We start from the raw sequence: 17511 nt of genomic DNA, 5'->3' as shown, positions 1-17511 counted from the left end.
CATGTTACTGATGCCATTACAGAATTATTTGCGCAGACTGACGGCCATTGTGGTTGTCGGATTACTGTCGCTGTCTGTGGGGGCGCAAGCAAGTCAATTCGAAGACTTGTCACGGTTGGACAAATTAAAAGCCGCCTATTTGTATAGTTTTACCAAGTTCATCGACTGGCCTGAATTTGATCGCAGGGCGTCCAGAGAGTTTGTGGTGATTTGTCTGGATAAAGACGATCCTGCACTGAGTTTTTTGTCTGAAATGGTTAAGGAGCAGCGCATAGGCAAGCAGCAATGGCGAGTTAAGGTGCTTCCGTACGAAGTGAGTATTCGCTGTGATGTGGCCTATTTTGGACAACAGGCAACCCCTGACCCCGTGTCATTGCAGGAAATCATGGTGGTATCTTCGGACATCCGATTTCATCAGAATATCGCGACTTTTTCTTTTTATGAGGAAGGAAAACGGCTACGCTTTGAAGTAGACCTGCAACAATTACAAAAATTAGAGTTAGAGGTCAGCTCGGAGTTATTGAAGCTGGCCCGGATAAAGCGTTGATGAATAAGTTATTTTCCTGGTACAAGCAATTGTCTTTTTTCAAAAAGCAATTATTGGTCGCCACTATTGTGACAAGTATCACCCTGATACTGGCCTCCATTCTGTTGTACGGAAAGTTTATTTCAGATCACAAGAATACTTTGTTAGAAAATCTGCGCGGCAAAGCCCAGTTAATTGCTGAAACCTCCCGCTCTGCACTGTTGTTTGGCGATCACGACACCGCGAATACGATATTGGGATCCCTGCGCGCCTTCCCTGCCACCCAATATGCTATGTTGCTGGACAGTGAACAAAGCACATTTGCATCCTATCAGCGCAACTCTGATATTCAATTACCTAAATTTGATTCCCTGCAGGAGCAGGCACAGGTACTCGATTCGCTACTGCATGTCTATCAACCCATCAGAATGGACAATGAAGTCATTGGCTATGTGTTGATAGTGTCTGAGAGCAATGCGCTGTCGGATCAACGACTCAACTACTTGCTGATCTTGTTTTTGGTGTTTGTGGTCAGTATCGCGGTGTCTTTTTTTCTGCATTGGCGATTACAGTCATTCCTTGCTGCCCCGATGAATAGGCTGGTGGAATTAGTGGGGTATGTGGCCCGTAACCGGCGCTACAACCGTCGGGTGCGAGCAAAAGGCAATGATGAGTTGGGCACCCTGATCACCGGGGTGAACAGTATGCTGGATACCATAGAGCAACACGAGAAGCAGTTGCACGCCCACAGTGAACGTCTGGAATCGCTGGTGGCCTTGCGCACTGAGCAATTGTTTAATCGCGCCAATTATGACGCGCTGACACAACTGCCCAATCGACACCTGTTGGTGGACCGACTGAATCACGGCATTGATAACGCCAGCCGTGAAAACTCCCAGATGGCCCTGATGTTTTTAGACCTGGACAGGTTTAAATACATCAACGACAACCTGGGTCATTCGGTGGGGGATGAGCTACTGGTTAAAGTGGCTGAAAAAATCTCCTCGGTAGTCCGCAAAGCGGATTCCGTTTGTCGTTGGGGTGGCGACGAATTTATTGTGCTACTGGAACATCTGCACAATAAAGAAGACATAGTGCCTCTGGCAGAGCAGATCATCTTTACCCTGAGTGAGCCTGTCGAGCTGTCTGGCAATCAGTTACACATTACCACCAGTATTGGTATTGCGCGTTTTCCGGAAGACGGTGAGGACTCTTCCACCTTACTCAGGCACGCTGATGTCGCCATGTACCGCGCCAAAGAAAAAGGCCTGAGCCAGTACTGCTTTTTTGAACACGACATGATTTACGGCTCTATGGAGCGCCTGACCCTCGAACACAAGCTGCGTCTGGCACTGGAAAACAAGAGCTTTCACCTGGTGTATCAACCGCAAATTTGCACCGAAACCGGTCATGTTTGTGGCATAGAGGCATTGATCCGCTGGCAGGATGAGGAATTGGGTTTATTAAATCCGGTACAGTTTTTACCTGTGGCTGAAGATGTTGGGCTGATGCATTCCCTGAGTTTGTGGGTATTGGAAGAGGCCTGTAATCAAAATGCTATATGGCAAGAGCAGGGGTGTGAGCGAACGCGGGTGGCGGTCAACCTTCCTGCGTCATTTATCATGCACCCCAATGCCGTTGAACAAATTTCATTAATACTGGAAAAAACCTTACTTTCTCCCCGTTGTCTGGAAATCGAAATTACCGAAAATACCTTTATTTCCAATACCGAACACGCCATTAAAGTGCTGGAGCAATTAAGGCAAATGGGTATCAATATCGCAGTGGATGATTTTGGTACCGGCTATTCCAGTATGAGTTATTTGCGTGATTTACCAGTTGGCACCTTGAAGATTGATGGCAGCTTTGTGCGCCAAATGGGGGTTGATACCATCAACGACGGTATTATCCAGTCCATTATTACTCTGGGTAAAAGTCTGGGTTTGAGCCTCATCGCCGAATGTGTCGAAAACAAAGAACAGGCGACGCAGTTAAAGGATATGGGCTGCGATATGATTCAGGGGTATTACTTTAGTCGACCTTTGTCAGCAGACGACACCACAGCATTTTTGCTGGCCAGAAAGTGATTGTACTGTACAGGCTCCCGAAGGAGCCTGTCATTGTTCAAAATTGAGCAGTTAAACTGCTTGCTCTTCCATCACCATAGCGGGTTGTGGTGCTATCAACCCGGTGCGATAACTGAACTGCTTTTTGCGTTTTAGTTTGCGCACAAAACTGTTATTTACCCGACTAAGGGCTGAGTTTACCGCGGCTATCCAGTTACTTTTTTTATCGATGACCACAATCAATGGCATGTTGTCAGACTTCAACCTCACCTTTACCTGTTTATCAGGGCCACCTTTGGGACCATTGATATCACTCAGGGTGACAGTCAGTGATTGTATTGCCTGCCGGGTGCGGTTAAAAACGCTGTCTACTCGTCTTTGCACCGTTTCTCTGTGCAACTTTTGCAGGTTCAGGTTAGCTGATTTAACAATAAGCTTCATAATCATCTCCTCAGAACAAGTTTGGTTAGCTTAAAAGTCGATAGTCTTAGGGGGAGCACAGCGTTTTCGGGCTATGACCACTCCGTAATTAGTTTTCTTTGACGGTTACGGGTTTGGGTTTAGACATACTCAATATCACAGCTGCCAATACCGCTGATAAAATCGAACCCATTAGCACGCCCACTTTAACGCTGAGCTGGTAGTCGGCCCCCTGGCCTTCGAACGCCAAAGAACCGATAAATAAACTCATAGTAAAACCAACACCGCAGAGTAAAGTGACTCCATAGAGTTGCAGCCAGGTGGCGTCTTTGGGCATTTTGGCCAGTCCTGATTTAACCACTAACCAGCATATTCCAAAGATACCTACTTGCTTGCCAACAAACAGACCTGCGGCAATACCCAGGGTGATAGGGTTAAACAGATCGGCCATGGTTGCGCCAACGATTTGTACACCTGCATTGGCTAGTGCAAATATCGGCAACACCAGGAACGAAACCCAGGGGTGTAACGCATGTTCCATGTGCGGCAGCATAGGGTTGCCATCAGGGTTTTTGACCTTCAGAGGAATAAACCAGGCAATAGCAAAGCCCGCTAAAGTAGCGTGCACGCCAGACTTTAATACCGCCGCCCAAACCACGACACCAATCAATAAATAAGCTGCTGGATAGCGCACATTGAATCGGTTTAGCACCGCTAGTAAGCCAAGGCCCACTAAACTGATCAGTAGGGAAACAACGGACAGATCCTGAGAATAAAACAGAGCAATAATGACGATGGCACCGATATCGTCAAATATAGCGACACTGAGCAAAAACAGTTTCAGGGATAATGGCAGGCCTTTTCCGAATAAAACGAATAGACCCAAGGCAAAGGCGATGTCCGTAGCGGCGGGAATTGCCCAACCATTGACGGCTATAGGATCACCACTGGTAAACCAGTAGTAGAATAATGCGGGTACCGCAATACCGGCGACGGCGGCAAATGCGGGCAGGGAAATCTGCTCAATTGAGCGCAGCTGACCATCCAGTATTTCCCGCTTTATTTCTAATCCAATCAGAAAAAAGAATATCGCCATCAGGCCGTCATTTACCCACAGTAAAAGCGGTTTGGCGATTTCAAAAGTACCCAGTTTGATGACGATTGGTATGTCCAAAATACCATTGTAAAAAGATACTAAGGGTGTGTTGGCCATTACCATGGCGATGAATGCCGCGAGTACCAGCAATATGCCACCCGCTGCATCATGATTAAAAAACTGTCTGATATTGTCTTTCACGTTGTTCACTCCAGTTACCCGGAGCAATTTATACATCGAAGAGTGTTTTCGGTATATTCGAACGTAATAAACTTTTAATCAGATAATATCTGAATAAGTTGATTTTGTTGATGAAACTGGAATATACATGCTACGTAACGGAGTGAATGAATTTTACACAACCACTCCGGAATAACTATTAAAGTGAGTTCAGTTTGTCTTTGATGAGCTGCTCGTGATTGGCTTGCCACTGCTCCAGGCTCAGAGCGGCATCTTTATCTCGGCGTTTTTTGCCAATTTCGTAGACTTCTGCGGCTAGCGCTTTGGGCAACACGGCAATGCCTTCTTCATCTGCTACCACTATATCACCGGGATGCACAGTGACACCGCCACACTGGATAGTTTGATTCAGTGGTTCTTTGACTTTTTTAGCACCGGGTTTAGGGCAAACTCCACGGGCGAAAATGGGAAATTGAATGTCTCTGACCTCTTCAATGTCTCTGACCACGCCATCAATAACAAACCCGGCAATACCGCGCTTTTGGGCAATGGCACAAACATTACCGCCAGATACTGCAAATTTTTCATCAGCCTGGCAAACAATAATATCGCCCGGTTTAGCTTCGTATATCGCGGCGTGTAGCATCAGATGATCGCCCGGGGCGCATTTGACGGTGAAAGCCGGACCGGCAATGCGGGGTATTTTGTGCCACAGCGGTTTGATGTGGTAATGCATAAACTGCTCGCGGGGCAGTCCGTCAGCATAATCACAGGGGGAGACGGCGGAAAATTCCAGTTCATTCATTTTGGAGATCCTTGCAGGGAAACTGTTCTGAGTCTTCTAATTTACTGAAAATTTCATAGCAGATGCAACAAAAAACGGCCCTGATATGCAGAGCCGTTGTTTGTATTAATTGGTGGTTTTCAGGTAGGTGTAACCTTCAAGGCAAGCTTCGTAGAAGTCGATCCACTTTACTCCATCTCGCGGTTTCAATTCACCATCTGAGATCTTCTTATCGATTACCCGTTTGACATCCTGCGCCATGGTCTTGGGATGGTATTGCATGATGTTAAGCACATGCTCAACCGAGGAGCCTCGCACAATCTCTTCGATATAAAAATCTTCCGGGTCATCGTCATAACTGAAGATGTGGACTTCATTAAGGCGACCAAACAAATTGTGCATATCGCCCATAACGTCCTGATAGGCACCGGTCAGGAACAAACCGATGTAATAATGCTCATCCGGCCTAAGTTCGTGCATTTTGATGGTGGGCGCGACGCCGTCTTCACCGATGAAGTTGTCAATTTTACCGTCACTGTCACAGGTAATATCGGCAATGGAACAGGTTACCGTGGGCTCTTCGTTCATGCGGGTAATAGGCACCACCGGCAGGATCTGATCAATCGCCCAGGTATCTGCGGCAGACTGGAACACTGAGAAGTTACCCAGATACTGAGAGGCCATTTGTACTTCCAGTTCTTTTAGCTCTTCCGGAATAAACTCTTCCTGCTTCATGCGCTGCTGAATGACCTGCATGATTTGCCAGTACAGTGTCTCAACCGTAGCTAACTGCTCCAGATTTAACACCCCTAACTTGAAGGCGTTCAGTGCCTGTTCTTTCCAGTCACCGGCATCGTTGTAGATTTCCTGCGAGTTGGGGTAACGATCCAGGTTCTCCGACAAATCGCGAATGTTACTGACAATAAAGTGTTCGTTTGGATCGCAGGCCAATACCGACTGACTACCTGTCGGCTTAATTTCGCTGACAATCTCGGTTACAACACAGCTGTGATGGGCGGTTAAAGCTCTGCCGCTCTCGCTGACCAGATTGGGATGAGGCACACCTTCTGCATCGCAGATCTCCTGCATACCGTAAACAATGTCACCTACATATTCTTTGATGCTGTAATTACGAGAAGACTCGTTGGTGGAAGCACTGCCATCGTAATCGATACCCAGACCGCCGCCAACATCGACAAATTCCAGATTAGCACCCAGATGGCGCAATTCTGCATAAATACGAGCACCCTCGGTAACCGCATCTTTGATGGCACGGATATCGGTTAACTGGCTGCCGATGTGAAAGTGCAATAGTTTCAGGCGATCGTCCAGACCTTCATTTTTCAGATAGCGAACCGCAGATACCAGTTCAGAAGTGGATAAACCAAATTTAGCCCGGTCTCCTGCTGAACCTGCCCATTTGCCGCGCCCGCGCACTGACATCTTGGCGCGCAGACCAATCTCTGGCGTTATTTTTAGCTCTTTGGCCAGCTTGGCAATGGTGTAAAGTTCACTGAATTTTTCCACCACGATGATGATGCGACGGCCCATCAACAAACCCATAAAGGCCAGACGCATAAACTCTTCGTCTTTGTAGCCGTTCAGAATAGTCAGGGCACCGGGATTGGTGTTGTAAGCCAGAACCGTTAACAGCTCGGCTTTGGATCCTGCTTCCAGACCAAACTGGAAGGGTTCACCGGCATCCACTACCTCTTCTACCACTTCCCGCATCTGATTGACTTTTACCGGGTAAACTCCCATGTAATGGCCCTGATATTCGGCATTACTAATGGTGTCGCGAAATACCTGATTCAGTTTCGCTACCTGAGCTCGCAAAATGTCATGGAAGCGCACAACTACCGGGAATTGGATGCCTTCAGCACGGATCTCGTCGATAACGGATTTGAAGTCGATGCGTAAGCTCTCATTGTTCTGTGACGGTGTTATCTTAAGATTGCCGTTCTCGCCTATCTCAAAATAACCCGCGCCCCATCGCTTTACACGATAAAGCTCCTCCGCATCTTCAATGGTCCAGTTGTTCAAATTCTTGGTCTCTCAAGGTGAAAGTGCCCCGCTGCGGAGCACTTCATAAATTTGTTGCCAGTATAGTTTTGTTGTTGCCTAAATCCAACATCAGCAAACCAGTCTTTTAGCGAAATCCTGCAATAACCATTGCACTCGCTGATAATCTTCAGATTGCACCACCAGGCTGTTGTAACCATCGGCTGTATAGCGATGCCTGATTTCACTTTCCTGAAAACTGTGAATATCCACTGGTTGTGATCCCTGAGGGCAGGCTATCAGACCGGCATAGTCCTGTCGCAGCGCAGGCAGGCTATAGTGTTCATTGCGAAAATCTGCCAGTTCCATTTTGGCTGCTTCTTGCCAAATCCGGATATTGGAAGCGCATTCTATGGTGCGTTCAATATTGCCACCCGCCACTCTGGCGGAGGTTTCTAAAAAGCGAAACTGGCCATCGTCACCTTTGATAAACTCACTGTGGCTGGGACCGTAATTGCGCCCAAATGCCGCCAATAATTGCTTGTTTAACTCAGTCAGTTGCCTGGCATCTTCACTGTCTCTGGGTAAAACCCGGGTTGAAAAGATGCCTTGTCCCTGCAACATGGTCAGGGGAGGCGCGCCATACTGGCTGGCCTGACTAAAAATCACCTCATCTTTCCAGCACAGTGAATCCACATGGAATACCTCGCCTGAAACAAACTCTTCTAATAAAAACCAGGATTGTTGATCGCCTAAGTTTTCCAGTTTTTGCCATAGGTCATCTTGCTGGTAAAATTTTTCGATACCTTCTGAGCCTGCCAGGGGTCTGGGTTTCAAAATCCAGGGGGCGGGCACGGCTTCCATAAATTCATACACCTGGTGATGATTCAATATGCCGGTGAAGCGAGGTTGTGGGATTTGTTGTGCGGCCGCGGCACTGCGCATGGCTAACTTATCCCTGAATAAACGAGCGTTGCTGTGTTTCATTCCGGGCAGTTGCGTGTGCTCTCTTAAGTCGGCACAGTGCTCTACGTCGTAATCATCCAGTGCCACAATGCGATCAATTTGATGATGGCGCATCAGATAAGCCACCGTGTAGGTTAGATCCGGTTGAATACGCAAATCCTGCATGGTGTGAAATCTGTCAATACAATCCCAGGGCCAGGGGTGATCCTTAAACCTTTCATTGGCAATGACGAATATTTCGCAGCCTTGATGTTTGCACTCACGAATAAAATCCGCACCTTTAAATTCACTGGCCAGGGCCAGTATTGTTGGGTTTCGCTGCATAACTCATACTTGTGCTGATGCCAACTTCATAGCAATGTCATTTGCTATTGATCGGGTTTTTAATGTAGAAAGTAACAACATAAGAACATCAGAATAATAAGATCCAAACCGACATTCAAAATTAAGCATATAGTGGCATATAGCAGAAAGCGACAGATTTTATTTTGGCCTTTAAACAAACTAGATTTCGGTAATTCTTGTAATTTAATTACAAAATGAGGTAAGTTTAGGGGCTTTCTGTGGTCAAAAACCACAAAAACTGTAATTTTATTAAATCCGGAGAGCCTATGTCAGACGCTATGGAAAACCAGCTAAGAGATACTGTTCGTCAACTCGGCAGTACTTTAGGTACCACGATCAAAGATCAATTGGGTGAAGAATGGTTGCAACGCATCGAAACGATTCGAAAGTCTGGTCGCAAGTCAAATCAGGGTGATCAGGAAGCCACTCAACAATTGCAGGCCTTGTTTTCAGAGCTGGAAAACGAGCAGTTGTTAACGATTGCCAGAGCTTTCACACAATTTTTGAACCTGGCCAATATTGTGGAGCAGGAACACAACAGTAATGCGCAAATCGAAGATCCAATGGAAAAGCTATTGGCGCGATTGCAGGATATGGATTTTTCTCAGGAATCGTTTGCTGAGACAGTGGCTAAACTGGATATCGATCTGGTGCTCACTGCTCACCCAACCGAAGTTTATCGCCGTACCTTTATTCACAAATACTCTGAGTTAACCCAGTGTGTTAAACAGCTACGAGACGACCATCTCAGTGCGGTACAACGCAAAACTGTGGAGCTGCGCATTGCCGATCTCATTACTCAGGCCTGGCATTCAGAAGAAGTGCGAGCAGTAAGGCCTACGCCAGTAGATGAAGCACAATGGGGCTTTGCCGTTATTGAAAACTCACTGTGGGAAGCGGTACCGGATTTCATTCGTGAGCTGGACAGTAAATTATTCGTGCAGTTCGGTCAGCGTTTACCTTTGGATGCAACCCCGGTGCATTTCAGCTCCTGGATGGGAGGAGATCGAGACGGTAACCCCAATGTTACTGCTAAAGTTACCCAAAAGGTTTTGTTGTTAGCCAGAAAGCGCGCAGCGCGATTATTCGCTGACGACATAGAGCGCCTGGTGGTGGAACTCTCAATGACCGACTGCGACGATTATGTGCGCAGTATTGTCGGCGAAGAGGCTTTGGAGCCCTATCGCGCCTTGTTGCGTCCAGTTTGGGACCAGCTGATCCTTACCCGAGATGGTATTGCCAGCCATCTGGAAGGTTTCCCGGTGGACCAGGATGACTGGATCCAGTCAGACCAGGAGATTTTGGCACCACTGATGGCCTGTTATAACTCGCTGCACGCTTGTGGCATGAGTAATGTGGCTGACAGTCTGCTGCTGGATACCATTCGCCGCGCCCACTGTTTTGGCGTGCATTTGCTGCGTTTAGATGTGCGTCAGGATTCTGAGCGTCATGCCAATGTGTTTGGCGAACTTACCCGTCATCTGGGCATTGGGGATTACAACCAATGGACAGAAGCGGACAAGCAGGCATTTTTGCTGCACGAATTAAACTCCAAGCGACCCTTGTTTCCCACTAACTGGCAGCCCAGTGACGAAGTTAAAGAGGTGATTGATACCTGTAAGGTGATTGCCCAGAACAATCGCGAAGCCTTTGGTATTTATATTATTTCAATGGCCAGTCTGCCTTCGGATGTGATGGCAGTGCAGTTGCTACTGCAGGAAATGAACGTCAGCTGGCCTATGCCGGTGGCTCCCCTGTTTGAAACCCTGGACGATCTGAACAACGCGCCAAAAGTGATGACTGACCTGCTGGCGATTGACTGGTATCGCGGTTATATCAAAGGCCAGCAATACGTCATGATTGGCTATTCTGACTCGGCGAAAGATGCCGGTGCATTGGCCGCGGGTTGGGCGCAGTATGAATCTCAGGAAGCGCTGGTGGCCATTGCCGCAGAAAATGATATTAAGCTAACCTTGTTCCATGGTCGTGGTGGCACTATTGGTCGCGGCGGCTTACCAGCTCATTCCGCAATCCTGTCACAACCACCGGGTTCCCTGGATGGTGGCTTCAGGGTGACTGAACAGGGCGAAACCATTCGCTATAAATTCGGTATGCCCGCTCTGGCAAAACGCAGTCTGAACCTGTATGCCAGTGCGATTCTGGAAGCCTTTATATTGCCACCACCGGCACCTAAGCCAGAGTGGCGTCAGGCCATTATCGACATGGCTGCCGATGCCCGAGATAACTACCGCAATGTGGTACGCCACGACCCGGACTTTGTGCCTTACTTCCGCGTCGCTACGCCGGAGCAGGAGTTAGGCAAATTGCCTTTGGGTAGCCGTCCTGCCAAGCGCAAACCCACTGGTGGTATCGAAAGCTTACGAGCTATTCCCTGGATCTTCGCCTGGGCGCAAACCCGTATGGTGCTGCCTTCCTGGTTGGGTGTCATGCCGGCAGTGCAAAATGCACTAGATAAAGGGCAGGGGGATTTACTCCAGGATATGTTAGCCAGTTGGCCTTTCTTCCGCTCCCGTTTATCCATGCTGGACATGGTATTTTACAAAGCGGATGCCAGAGTGGGTCAGGCTTATGATGAAAAGCTGGTACCTCAGGAGTTACGTCACCTTGGTGAGAAGCTCAGAGCTGAGCTAACGCAAAGTATCGAATTGTTGTTAACCCTGTTGCAGCAAAAAGAAGTGATGGAGTCAGATCCGAAAGGTAAACAATCCATGTCTATTCGCGCCGATTATCTGCAACCTTTGCACTATTTACAGATGGAGTTGTTGCAGCGCATCCGCGCCCTGGATGATACCGCCGAAGATCGTACACTGGAAAAAGCCATGATGGTGACTATTACCGGTATCGCTGTAGGTATGCGCAATACTGGTTAAGATTTCCTAAAACTGGAATAAAAAAAGAGTCGCTATTGCGACTCTTTTTGTTTAAATCATAAATTAATTTTTTGCTCTCAGCTTTTCCCACACTTTACGGGGAAACTGAAACTGTGCTTCCAATTGCGGCTGCGCTTCTTTTAGCTTAGACAGCTTAGGCTGACACTGATAATGCTCCAGAAGCTCTTTCGTCAATGCCTCCCTGGTGGCTTGACGATTGGTATCAGGGCTTGTCATTTTTCGAACTCTTATATTTATTTAATCGTACGAATCATGTCATTTTACTGATGTTACATATCATTTTGCGGCCTGTTAAAACTCAAGCAGACCTACGACAACCACTTAATACTCAGCATTACCACATGGCTCCAGTGATTCTGAAGCCTAACCTTCGGTCAGCAAAATTACCGTTCGTTTTTTACGCGGGTAACTCTGCCAGATAATTGACGGGAAGACAACTCATTTTTGACGCCCCTGAATCTATGGCTGCCTGAGCAACTGCGGTAGCTACACGGCGACATAAACGGGTATCCATGGGTTTCGGGATGATATAATCCTTTCCGAATTCCAGATGATTAACATGAGCAGCCGCCAGCACTTCGTGAGGCACTTCTTCTTTGGCTAACGCTCTGATAGCTTCCACTGCGGCCACTTTCATTTCATCATTGATAACCGTAGCTCTGACATCCAGAGCACCGCGAAAGATAAAGGGGAAACACAGTACGTTGTTAACCTGATTGGGGTAATCAGAACGACCTGTGGCAATAATCAAATCGTCTCGCTCTGCCATGGCCAGTTCTGGCTTAATTTCCGGATCCGGGTTGGCACAGGCAAAGATAACCGGATTGGGGGCCATTTTACGCAGGGCTTCAACACTTAATAAGTTGGCACCCGACACGCCTAAAAAGGCGTCAGCACCTTCAATTGCATCTTCTAAAGTACGCTTGTCGGTTTCATTGGCAAACTTTTGCTTGTGAGGTTGCAAATTATCACGTTCAGAGTGGATAACGCCCTTGCTGTCCAACATAAAGATGTTGTGTTTTTGCGCACCACACTTAACCAGCATATCCATACAGGCTACTGCTGCTGCACCTGCACCCAAACAGACTATCCTGGCATCAGACAGGTTTTTACCCTGTATTTCTAACGCATTCATCATACCGGCAGCGGTGACAATAGCTGTACCGTGTTGATCATCGTGGAAAACCGGAATGTCGCAGCGCTCAATCAAGGCCTGTTCAATCTCAAAACACTCAGGCGCCTTGATATCTTCCAGGTTAATACCGCCAAACGAGATGGAAATATTGGCTACGGTATCAATAAATTCCTGTACGCTATCGTGCTGTACTTCAATGTCGATGGAGTCGATACCGGCAAAGCGTTTGAATAACAGAGCTTTACCTTCCATCACTGGCTTGGACGCCAATGGCCCGAGATTCCCTAAACCTAAAATGGCACTGCCATTAGATATGACCGCCACCAGATTGCCTTTAATGGTGTATTTGTAGGCGTTTTCAGGATCCGCCGCGATTTCTTTAACCGGCTCTGCCACACCTGGGCTGTAAGCCAATGCCAGATGTTCAACGGTTTCTGCTTGAGTAGTTAGTTCTACGCTTATTTTTCCGGGTTTAGGGAAGGCGTGATAATCCAGCGCCTTTTGACGTAATTCAGACATAAAAATGTAGGGCCTCAGTAAGTAATGGGTTATGTCGTCGTCGGTACTTGAAAAATTCTGCTTTAGAGTGTGCTCTAATTACTTATTGTTATAAATATGCGCAGGGCGCTTTGTTTTTATTATTACGCACCAGACTTGAGATTGCTATAGCAATTCTTTTTGTTGGGTGAACTGTAACATAACAAGTGGGCTTACAGCTACGCTAAAATTGGCTTGTCGGAGCAGGGGTGGAAGTTTGAGCGATGCGCCTGGAAAGATACAAGAAACCCGGCAGAAGCCGGGTTTTGAGCGATAATTCGGTAAGGGGCAATCTTATTTTTTGCCCAGTACAGAAAAGCGCTTCTTGAAGCGGTCAACACGACCACCAGTATCAACGATTTTTTGCTTACCTGTGTAGAACGGGTGACAAGCTGAACATACGTCCAGAGCCAGATCGTTTTTCAAAGTAGTACGGATCTTGAAACTGTTACCACAAGAGCAGTTTGCGGTAACTTCGTTGTATTCTGGGTGAATACCTTGTTGCATGGGGCACCTCAATATTAAGGCCGTATCGCTAACCAACCCGAAGTTGGCCACCATACGATGTTAATTACAAAAATTCTTTCTCATTTTGCCCTTGAGGCAAAGAGGCGCGCATATTAATGTATCGTCTTTCGGGGATCAAGCGAAAATGCCTAAAATTTGAGCGTCAGCCCCACAAAATCCAGATTCTTTATAGATTTATCCAAAACTCATGAGCCAATTGTTTGCTGAAGTTGCCCTGTCGATCCCGAAACGACAGGCCTTCGACTATCTGATACCCGAAAGCCTGCAGGGCACATCTTTGATCGGTAAGCGGGTCAGAGTGCCTTATGGCCATGGTGAAAAGATTGGCATTGTGGTCAACAGTAAGTCAGAGTCACAGTGGCAGGCCAATAAGCTGAAAGAGCTTGCTGAGGTGCTTGATGAGCAGCCCGTATTAAAGCCTGACATGATGGCCTTACTCAATTGGGCCGCCGGATATTATTGTTATCCTATTGGTGATGTGTTGCTCACGGCTATCCCTGCTAAATTGCGCAAAGGAGAGCCAAATCGTCGCGCTACGGAAAAGTTCTGGCGCATTAAACCCGATTTAACTCAGCAACAATGGCAAAGTCTGAGCAAGGCACCAAAGCAACTGGCGTTATTGCAGTTACTGAAAGAGCAGCCTGCTCGGGAAGCGGAGTTATTACAACAGTTCAAAAAGCCGATTCTATCAGCCCTGTATAAGCAAATGCTGATTGAATATGAAGAGCGGGACGTTAAACAGGACCTGAGTTGGACCCAATCCTTGCAGGTGAATGCCCGACCTTTTGCTTCCACTGAACAGGCATTAGCCATCAGCGCTATCAATAGTCATCAGGACTTTCAGCCCTTTTTAATCGAAGGGGTAACTGGTAGTGGTAAAACCGAAGTTTATCTGCAAATCATTGAGAACCAACTGCAGCAACAGCGTCAGGTGATTGTCTTAGTACCGGAAATCAGCCTGACACCACAAACCCTGGCCCGCTTTCAACAGCGTTTCGGCATTCAGATAGGCGTCTGGCATTCGGGATTAACCGATAACGAACGACTGGCGGTCTGGCAAAAAGCCGGGGATGGCGAGCTGGGGATTATTATCGGCACCCGCTCTGCGGTATTTTTACCGCTAAAGTGGCCGGGCATGATAGTGATAGATGAGGAGCACGACAGTTCCTTTAAACAACAGGATGGCTTTCGCTATCACGCCAGGGATCTGGCACTGATGCGCGCCCGACGTCTCAATATTCCAGTAGTGATGGGCTCAGCCACGCCGTCACTGGAAACTTTAAACAATGCGCTGACCTCCAAATATCGACACCTGCATCTGAGGGATAAGGTGGTCAAGGGCAGTCGGGTGATACAACAACTGCTGGATATCAGAGAGCAGCATCTGGATGCCGGGCTAAGTCCCTATTTGGTGGAGCGTATCTATGCTCACTTGAGACAACAACAACAGGTGATGATTTTTATTAATCGTCGTGGTTATTCCCCGGCCATCATGTGTAACGATTGTGGTTATGTGGAAACCTGCCACCATTGTGACAAACCGTACACCTTTCACAAGTCTACTCAGCAATTGCACTGTCATCATTGTGGGTCGGTGCGCAAACGCCAGTATAGTTGCCAGTCCTGTGGCAGTCATAATCTGTCTGCCGATGGAGTGGGAACTGAACAATTAGAGGAAGCCCTGGCCCGCATTTTTCCGGAATACCAGGTGGCGAGAATTGACAGCGACACCATGGCCAGTAAACGGGCGCTTAACCAGACTTTAGAGGATATCAACCAGCGTAAATATCAGATACTGGTGGGCACCCAGATATTGGCAAAGGGACATCACTTTGCACATTTGTCCATGGTGGCGATACTGGACGTGGATGCGGCATTGTACAGTGCCGATTTCAGAGCTACGGAACAACTGGCTCAGTTGGTAACGCAAGTGGCTGGCCGCGCCGGCAGAGCGGGTAAAGAAGGCGAAATGTGGTTGCAAACCTGCCACCCCGACAATGGCTTGTTGCTGGATCTGTTGCACAATGGCTATGGGCACTTTGCCCGAACCACGTTAAAAGAACGTCAGGCAGCACAATTACCGCCATTTGAATTTCAGATATTGCTCAAGGCCGAGGCCATTAAACTGTCAGATTGTCAGCAGTTTTTACTGCAGGTGGCGAAAATGTTCCATATGGAACAATCACTTAATGAACCGGCCTTAAAAGTCATAGGACCCTTTCCATCATTAATGGAAAAACGCCAGGGCCGCTACCGAGTACAATTGTTATTGTCCCATCTGCAACGCTTGCCATTGCATCGGGCAGTGAATAAATACCTGGCGAATATTGAAGGGCTTGCAACAAAACAGAAAGTACGCTGGTCTGTGGATGTGGATCCCACTGATTTTTATTAGTTTTTTGATATTTCAGCGAGACTAGCGAAGAATTTAACTTTGTAGTGGTTTCCACCATAGTTCAGACACGGTAAGATCTGCCGCGCGCTAAATACAACAACACGAAAATAAACAGCATTTATGGCACCTAAAGATTACGTCGCCAGGGACAGAGTTCCCCCAAAAAAAGGCACAGGGTCTGCTGCAAAGAAGCGGACCAACAACAAACCGTCTGGCTCCAATGGCAGAGGACAACCCGCAGCAAAAAAGACTGCTGATTCACAAGGTCAGTCTACTCCCTGGTTGAGGATCGTTTTCACGCTTGCAGTGATCATCGGCTTTGGTGTTTTTCTTTGGAACATTAAAGACGCCTCCGATAGCAAAAAAGCGGTAGTACAAAAGCAGGAAACCGCCAAAAAAGCAGAAGACACTCTACCCGAAGCGCCCAAGGAAGAGTGGGAGTTTATGCAAACTCTGACAGATCCTGATTACGAAATTGAAGTGGAAAAGCCGGATGCCACGCAAACATCCGATACTACTTATGTCTTGCAGTGTGGTTCTTTCAGGCAGGAAGAGCAGGCTGAAAGTATGCGCGCTCGTATCGCATTTCAGGGCCTGGAGTCCAATATCAAAGAAAGCAATGGTAAAAACGGCCGATGGTTCAGAGTGGTGATGGGGCCTTACGAACGCAAGCGTATGGCGGAAAAAGATCGCCACACCCTGCAACGGGCGGGCTTTACCACTTGTCGCATCTGGTAAAGGTATTTTTTACATTTCTGGGGTTGCTGGTAGGTACATATTTTTCGGAATCGAAGCCTGACTCAGCCAATACCAGTTGATTGAAATCATTGTCGGGGCGCCGACTGCGCCTTCAGGTAACCGGGCTGCACTTTGAACAAATACTGGCTTTATCTCTAAATGAGCATCCATGTTCTCGCCCCGGCAAACATGCCAGCAAAGCAAGCTACCCAAGTGTTGCGCCAGACATTCACTTACAACTTGTGGAATCGTCTACCAGTCACAAACCTTGAAATCACACCAATCACCCCCACAAATTGCTCATAGTCTGAAAGTGCGCACTATCGCGCCAAATTAAACAGGAACAAAAATGACAACGATTGTGTCTGTCCGCCGCGGAAATCAGGTGGTAATGGCTGGCGATGGTCAGGTTTCTTTGGGCAATACCGTGATGAAAGGTAATGCTAAAAAAGTCCGCCGTCTTTATCAGGATAAGGTACTGGCGGGATTTGCCGGTGGTACTGCGGATGCCTTCACTTTATTCGAGCGCTTCGAATCAAAATTGGAAAAGCATCAGGGACATTTGACTAAAGCGGCAGTGGAGTTGGCAAAAGACTGGCGTACCGATCGCATGTTACGTCGCCTGGAAGCCCTGTTAGCGGTGGCTGACGAAACGGCTTCGCTGATCATTACCGGTAATGGTGACGTGATTCAGCCAGAAATGGATCTGATCGCTATAGGTTCGGGTGGCAACTATGCCCAAGCCTCAGCCACAGCCTTACTGGAAAATACTGAACTATCCGCCAAAGATATTGCTGAAAAAAGCTTATTTATTGCCGGAAGTATTTGCGTCTTCACCAATCACAGCCAAACTGTGGAAATACTGGATTACTAATCAGGATC

The 17511-nt window shown here is 47.5% G+C and carries 14 protein-coding genes; 6 read left to right on the top strand and 8 right to left on the bottom strand.

The genetic code is table 11. From position 1 onward, the window contains the following. Window position 1: 1 nt before the first annotated feature. Together ACXAD8_RS15060 and ACXAD8_RS15055 are read left to right on the top strand one after the other, a co-directional pair. The gene (locus tag ACXAD8_RS15060) at window positions 2-547 is read left to right on the top strand and encodes a YfiR family protein (protein WP_475230301.1); all 546 of its coding nucleotides are present in this window, start codon (window positions 2-4) and stop codon (window positions 545-547) included. After that, complete coding sequence (locus ACXAD8_RS15055; RefSeq protein ID WP_475230299.1) at window positions 547-2613, top strand: putative bifunctional diguanylate cyclase/phosphodiesterase; 2067 nt, start codon at window positions 547-549, stop codon at window positions 2611-2613. Before ACXAD8_RS15060 ends, ACXAD8_RS15055 begins: the two co-directional genes overlap by 1 nt. Before the next feature lie 51 nt (window positions 2614-2664). Here the strand turns inward: ACXAD8_RS15055 and ACXAD8_RS15050 are convergent, their stop codons facing one another. From ACXAD8_RS15050 to ACXAD8_RS15030, 5 genes are all read right to left on the bottom strand, one after another. Continuing rightward, window positions 2665-3033 carry a hypothetical protein gene (locus tag ACXAD8_RS15050; protein ID WP_475230296.1) on the bottom strand — a complete coding sequence of 123 codons (369 nt, stop codon included), beginning with the start codon at window positions 3031-3033 and terminating at the stop codon, window positions 2665-2667. Between the two features lie 88 nt (window positions 3034-3121). After that, window positions 3122-4309, bottom strand: coding sequence for a Na+/H+ antiporter NhaA (gene nhaA / locus ACXAD8_RS15045; protein WP_475232979.1), 1188 nt, complete (start codon window positions 4307-4309; stop codon window positions 3122-3124). 178 nt (window positions 4310-4487) lie between these two features. Further along, entirely contained in the window at window positions 4488-5093 is a 606-nt protein-coding gene (locus tag ACXAD8_RS15040) for an RraA family protein (protein WP_475230293.1), read from the bottom strand. Window positions 5094-5198: 105 nt separating this feature from the next. Next, complete coding sequence (speA, locus tag ACXAD8_RS15035; protein WP_475230290.1) at window positions 5199-7115, bottom strand: biosynthetic arginine decarboxylase; 1917 nt, start codon at window positions 7113-7115, stop codon at window positions 5199-5201. Window positions 7116-7205: 90 nt separating this feature from the next. Further along, window positions 7206-8363, bottom strand: coding sequence for an ATP-grasp domain-containing protein (locus ACXAD8_RS15030; RefSeq protein ID WP_475230287.1), 1158 nt, complete (start codon window positions 8361-8363; stop codon window positions 7206-7208). Window positions 8364-8650: 287 nt separating this feature from the next. Here ACXAD8_RS15030 and ppc point away from each other — a divergent pair, with 287 nt between their 5' ends. Continuing rightward, window positions 8651-11275, top strand: coding sequence for a phosphoenolpyruvate carboxylase (gene ppc / locus ACXAD8_RS15025; RefSeq protein WP_475230284.1), 2625 nt, complete (start codon window positions 8651-8653; stop codon window positions 11273-11275). 63 nt (window positions 11276-11338) lie between these two features. Here the strand turns inward: ppc and ACXAD8_RS15020 are convergent, their stop codons facing one another. The 3 genes from ACXAD8_RS15020 to rpmE form a co-directional block, all read right to left on the bottom strand. Beyond that, a complete protein-coding gene (locus ACXAD8_RS15020) occupies window positions 11339-11512 on the bottom strand; it encodes a hypothetical protein (protein WP_475230282.1) in 174 nt (57 codons plus the stop codon). 181 nt (window positions 11513-11693) lie between these two features. Beyond that, window positions 11694-12950 carry a malic enzyme-like NAD(P)-binding protein gene (locus ACXAD8_RS15015; protein WP_475230280.1) on the bottom strand — a complete coding sequence of 419 codons (1257 nt, stop codon included), beginning with the start codon at window positions 12948-12950 and terminating at the stop codon, window positions 11694-11696. A 312-nt stretch (window positions 12951-13262) separates the two neighbouring features. Continuing rightward, the gene (rpmE, locus tag ACXAD8_RS15010; RefSeq protein WP_475230277.1) at window positions 13263-13475 is read right to left on the bottom strand and encodes a 50S ribosomal protein L31; all 213 of its coding nucleotides are present in this window, start codon (window positions 13473-13475) and stop codon (window positions 13263-13265) included. A gap of 208 nt (window positions 13476-13683) precedes the next feature. Here rpmE and priA point away from each other — a divergent pair, with 208 nt between their 5' ends. The 3 genes from priA (at window position 13684) to hslV (ending at window position 17503) form a co-directional block, all read left to right on the top strand. Continuing rightward, complete coding sequence (gene priA, locus ACXAD8_RS15005; RefSeq protein WP_475230274.1) at window positions 13684-15891, top strand: primosomal protein N'; 2208 nt, start codon at window positions 13684-13686, stop codon at window positions 15889-15891. A 120-nt stretch (window positions 15892-16011) separates the two neighbouring features. Beyond that, the gene (locus tag ACXAD8_RS15000; protein WP_475230271.1) at window positions 16012-16629 is read left to right on the top strand and encodes an SPOR domain-containing protein; all 618 of its coding nucleotides are present in this window, start codon (window positions 16012-16014) and stop codon (window positions 16627-16629) included. Window positions 16630-16978: 349 nt separating this feature from the next. Beyond that, the gene (hslV, locus tag ACXAD8_RS14995; protein WP_475230269.1) at window positions 16979-17503 is read left to right on the top strand and encodes an ATP-dependent protease subunit HslV; all 525 of its coding nucleotides are present in this window, start codon (window positions 16979-16981) and stop codon (window positions 17501-17503) included. The last annotated feature ends 8 nt before the right edge of the window (window positions 17504-17511 follow it).

The organism is Planctobacterium sp. AWH2_060 (genome assembly GCF_056158425.1).
This window is presented reverse-complemented; position numbering and strand designations above follow the sequence as displayed.

Excerpts from the sequence above, each read along its gene's own strand:
- ACXAD8_RS15040 (WP_475230293.1), bottom strand. The coding sequence starts at position 5,093 with ATGAATGAACTGGAATTTTCCGCCGTCTCCCCCTGTGATTATGCTGAC.
- ACXAD8_RS15060 (WP_475230301.1), top strand. The coding sequence starts at position 2 with ATGTTACTGATGCCATTACAGAATTATTTGCGCAGACTGACGGCCATT.
- rpmE (WP_475230277.1), bottom strand. The coding sequence starts at position 13,475 with ATGCAACAAGGTATTCACCCAGAATACAACGAAGTTACCGCAAACTGC.
- hslV (WP_475230269.1), top strand. The coding sequence starts at position 16,979 with ATGACAACGATTGTGTCTGTCCGCCGCGGAAATCAGGTGGTAATGGCT.
- ACXAD8_RS15015 (WP_475230280.1), bottom strand. The coding sequence starts at position 12,950 with ATGTCTGAATTACGTCAAAAGGCGCTGGATTATCACGCCTTCCCTAAA.
- ACXAD8_RS15000 (WP_475230271.1), top strand. The coding sequence starts at position 16,012 with ATGGCACCTAAAGATTACGTCGCCAGGGACAGAGTTCCCCCAAAAAAA.
- priA (WP_475230274.1), top strand. The coding sequence starts at position 13,684 with ATGAGCCAATTGTTTGCTGAAGTTGCCCTGTCGATCCCGAAACGACAG.
- ppc (WP_475230284.1), top strand. The coding sequence starts at position 8,651 with ATGTCAGACGCTATGGAAAACCAGCTAAGAGATACTGTTCGTCAACTC.
- ACXAD8_RS15020 (WP_475230282.1), bottom strand. The coding sequence starts at position 11,512 with ATGACAAGCCCTGATACCAATCGTCAAGCCACCAGGGAGGCATTGACG.
- ACXAD8_RS15030 (WP_475230287.1), bottom strand. The coding sequence starts at position 8,363 with ATGCAGCGAAACCCAACAATACTGGCCCTGGCCAGTGAATTTAAAGGT.
- ACXAD8_RS15055 (WP_475230299.1), top strand. The coding sequence starts at position 547 with ATGAATAAGTTATTTTCCTGGTACAAGCAATTGTCTTTTTTCAAAAAG.
- ACXAD8_RS15050 (WP_475230296.1), bottom strand. The coding sequence starts at position 3,033 with ATGAAGCTTATTGTTAAATCAGCTAACCTGAACCTGCAAAAGTTGCAC.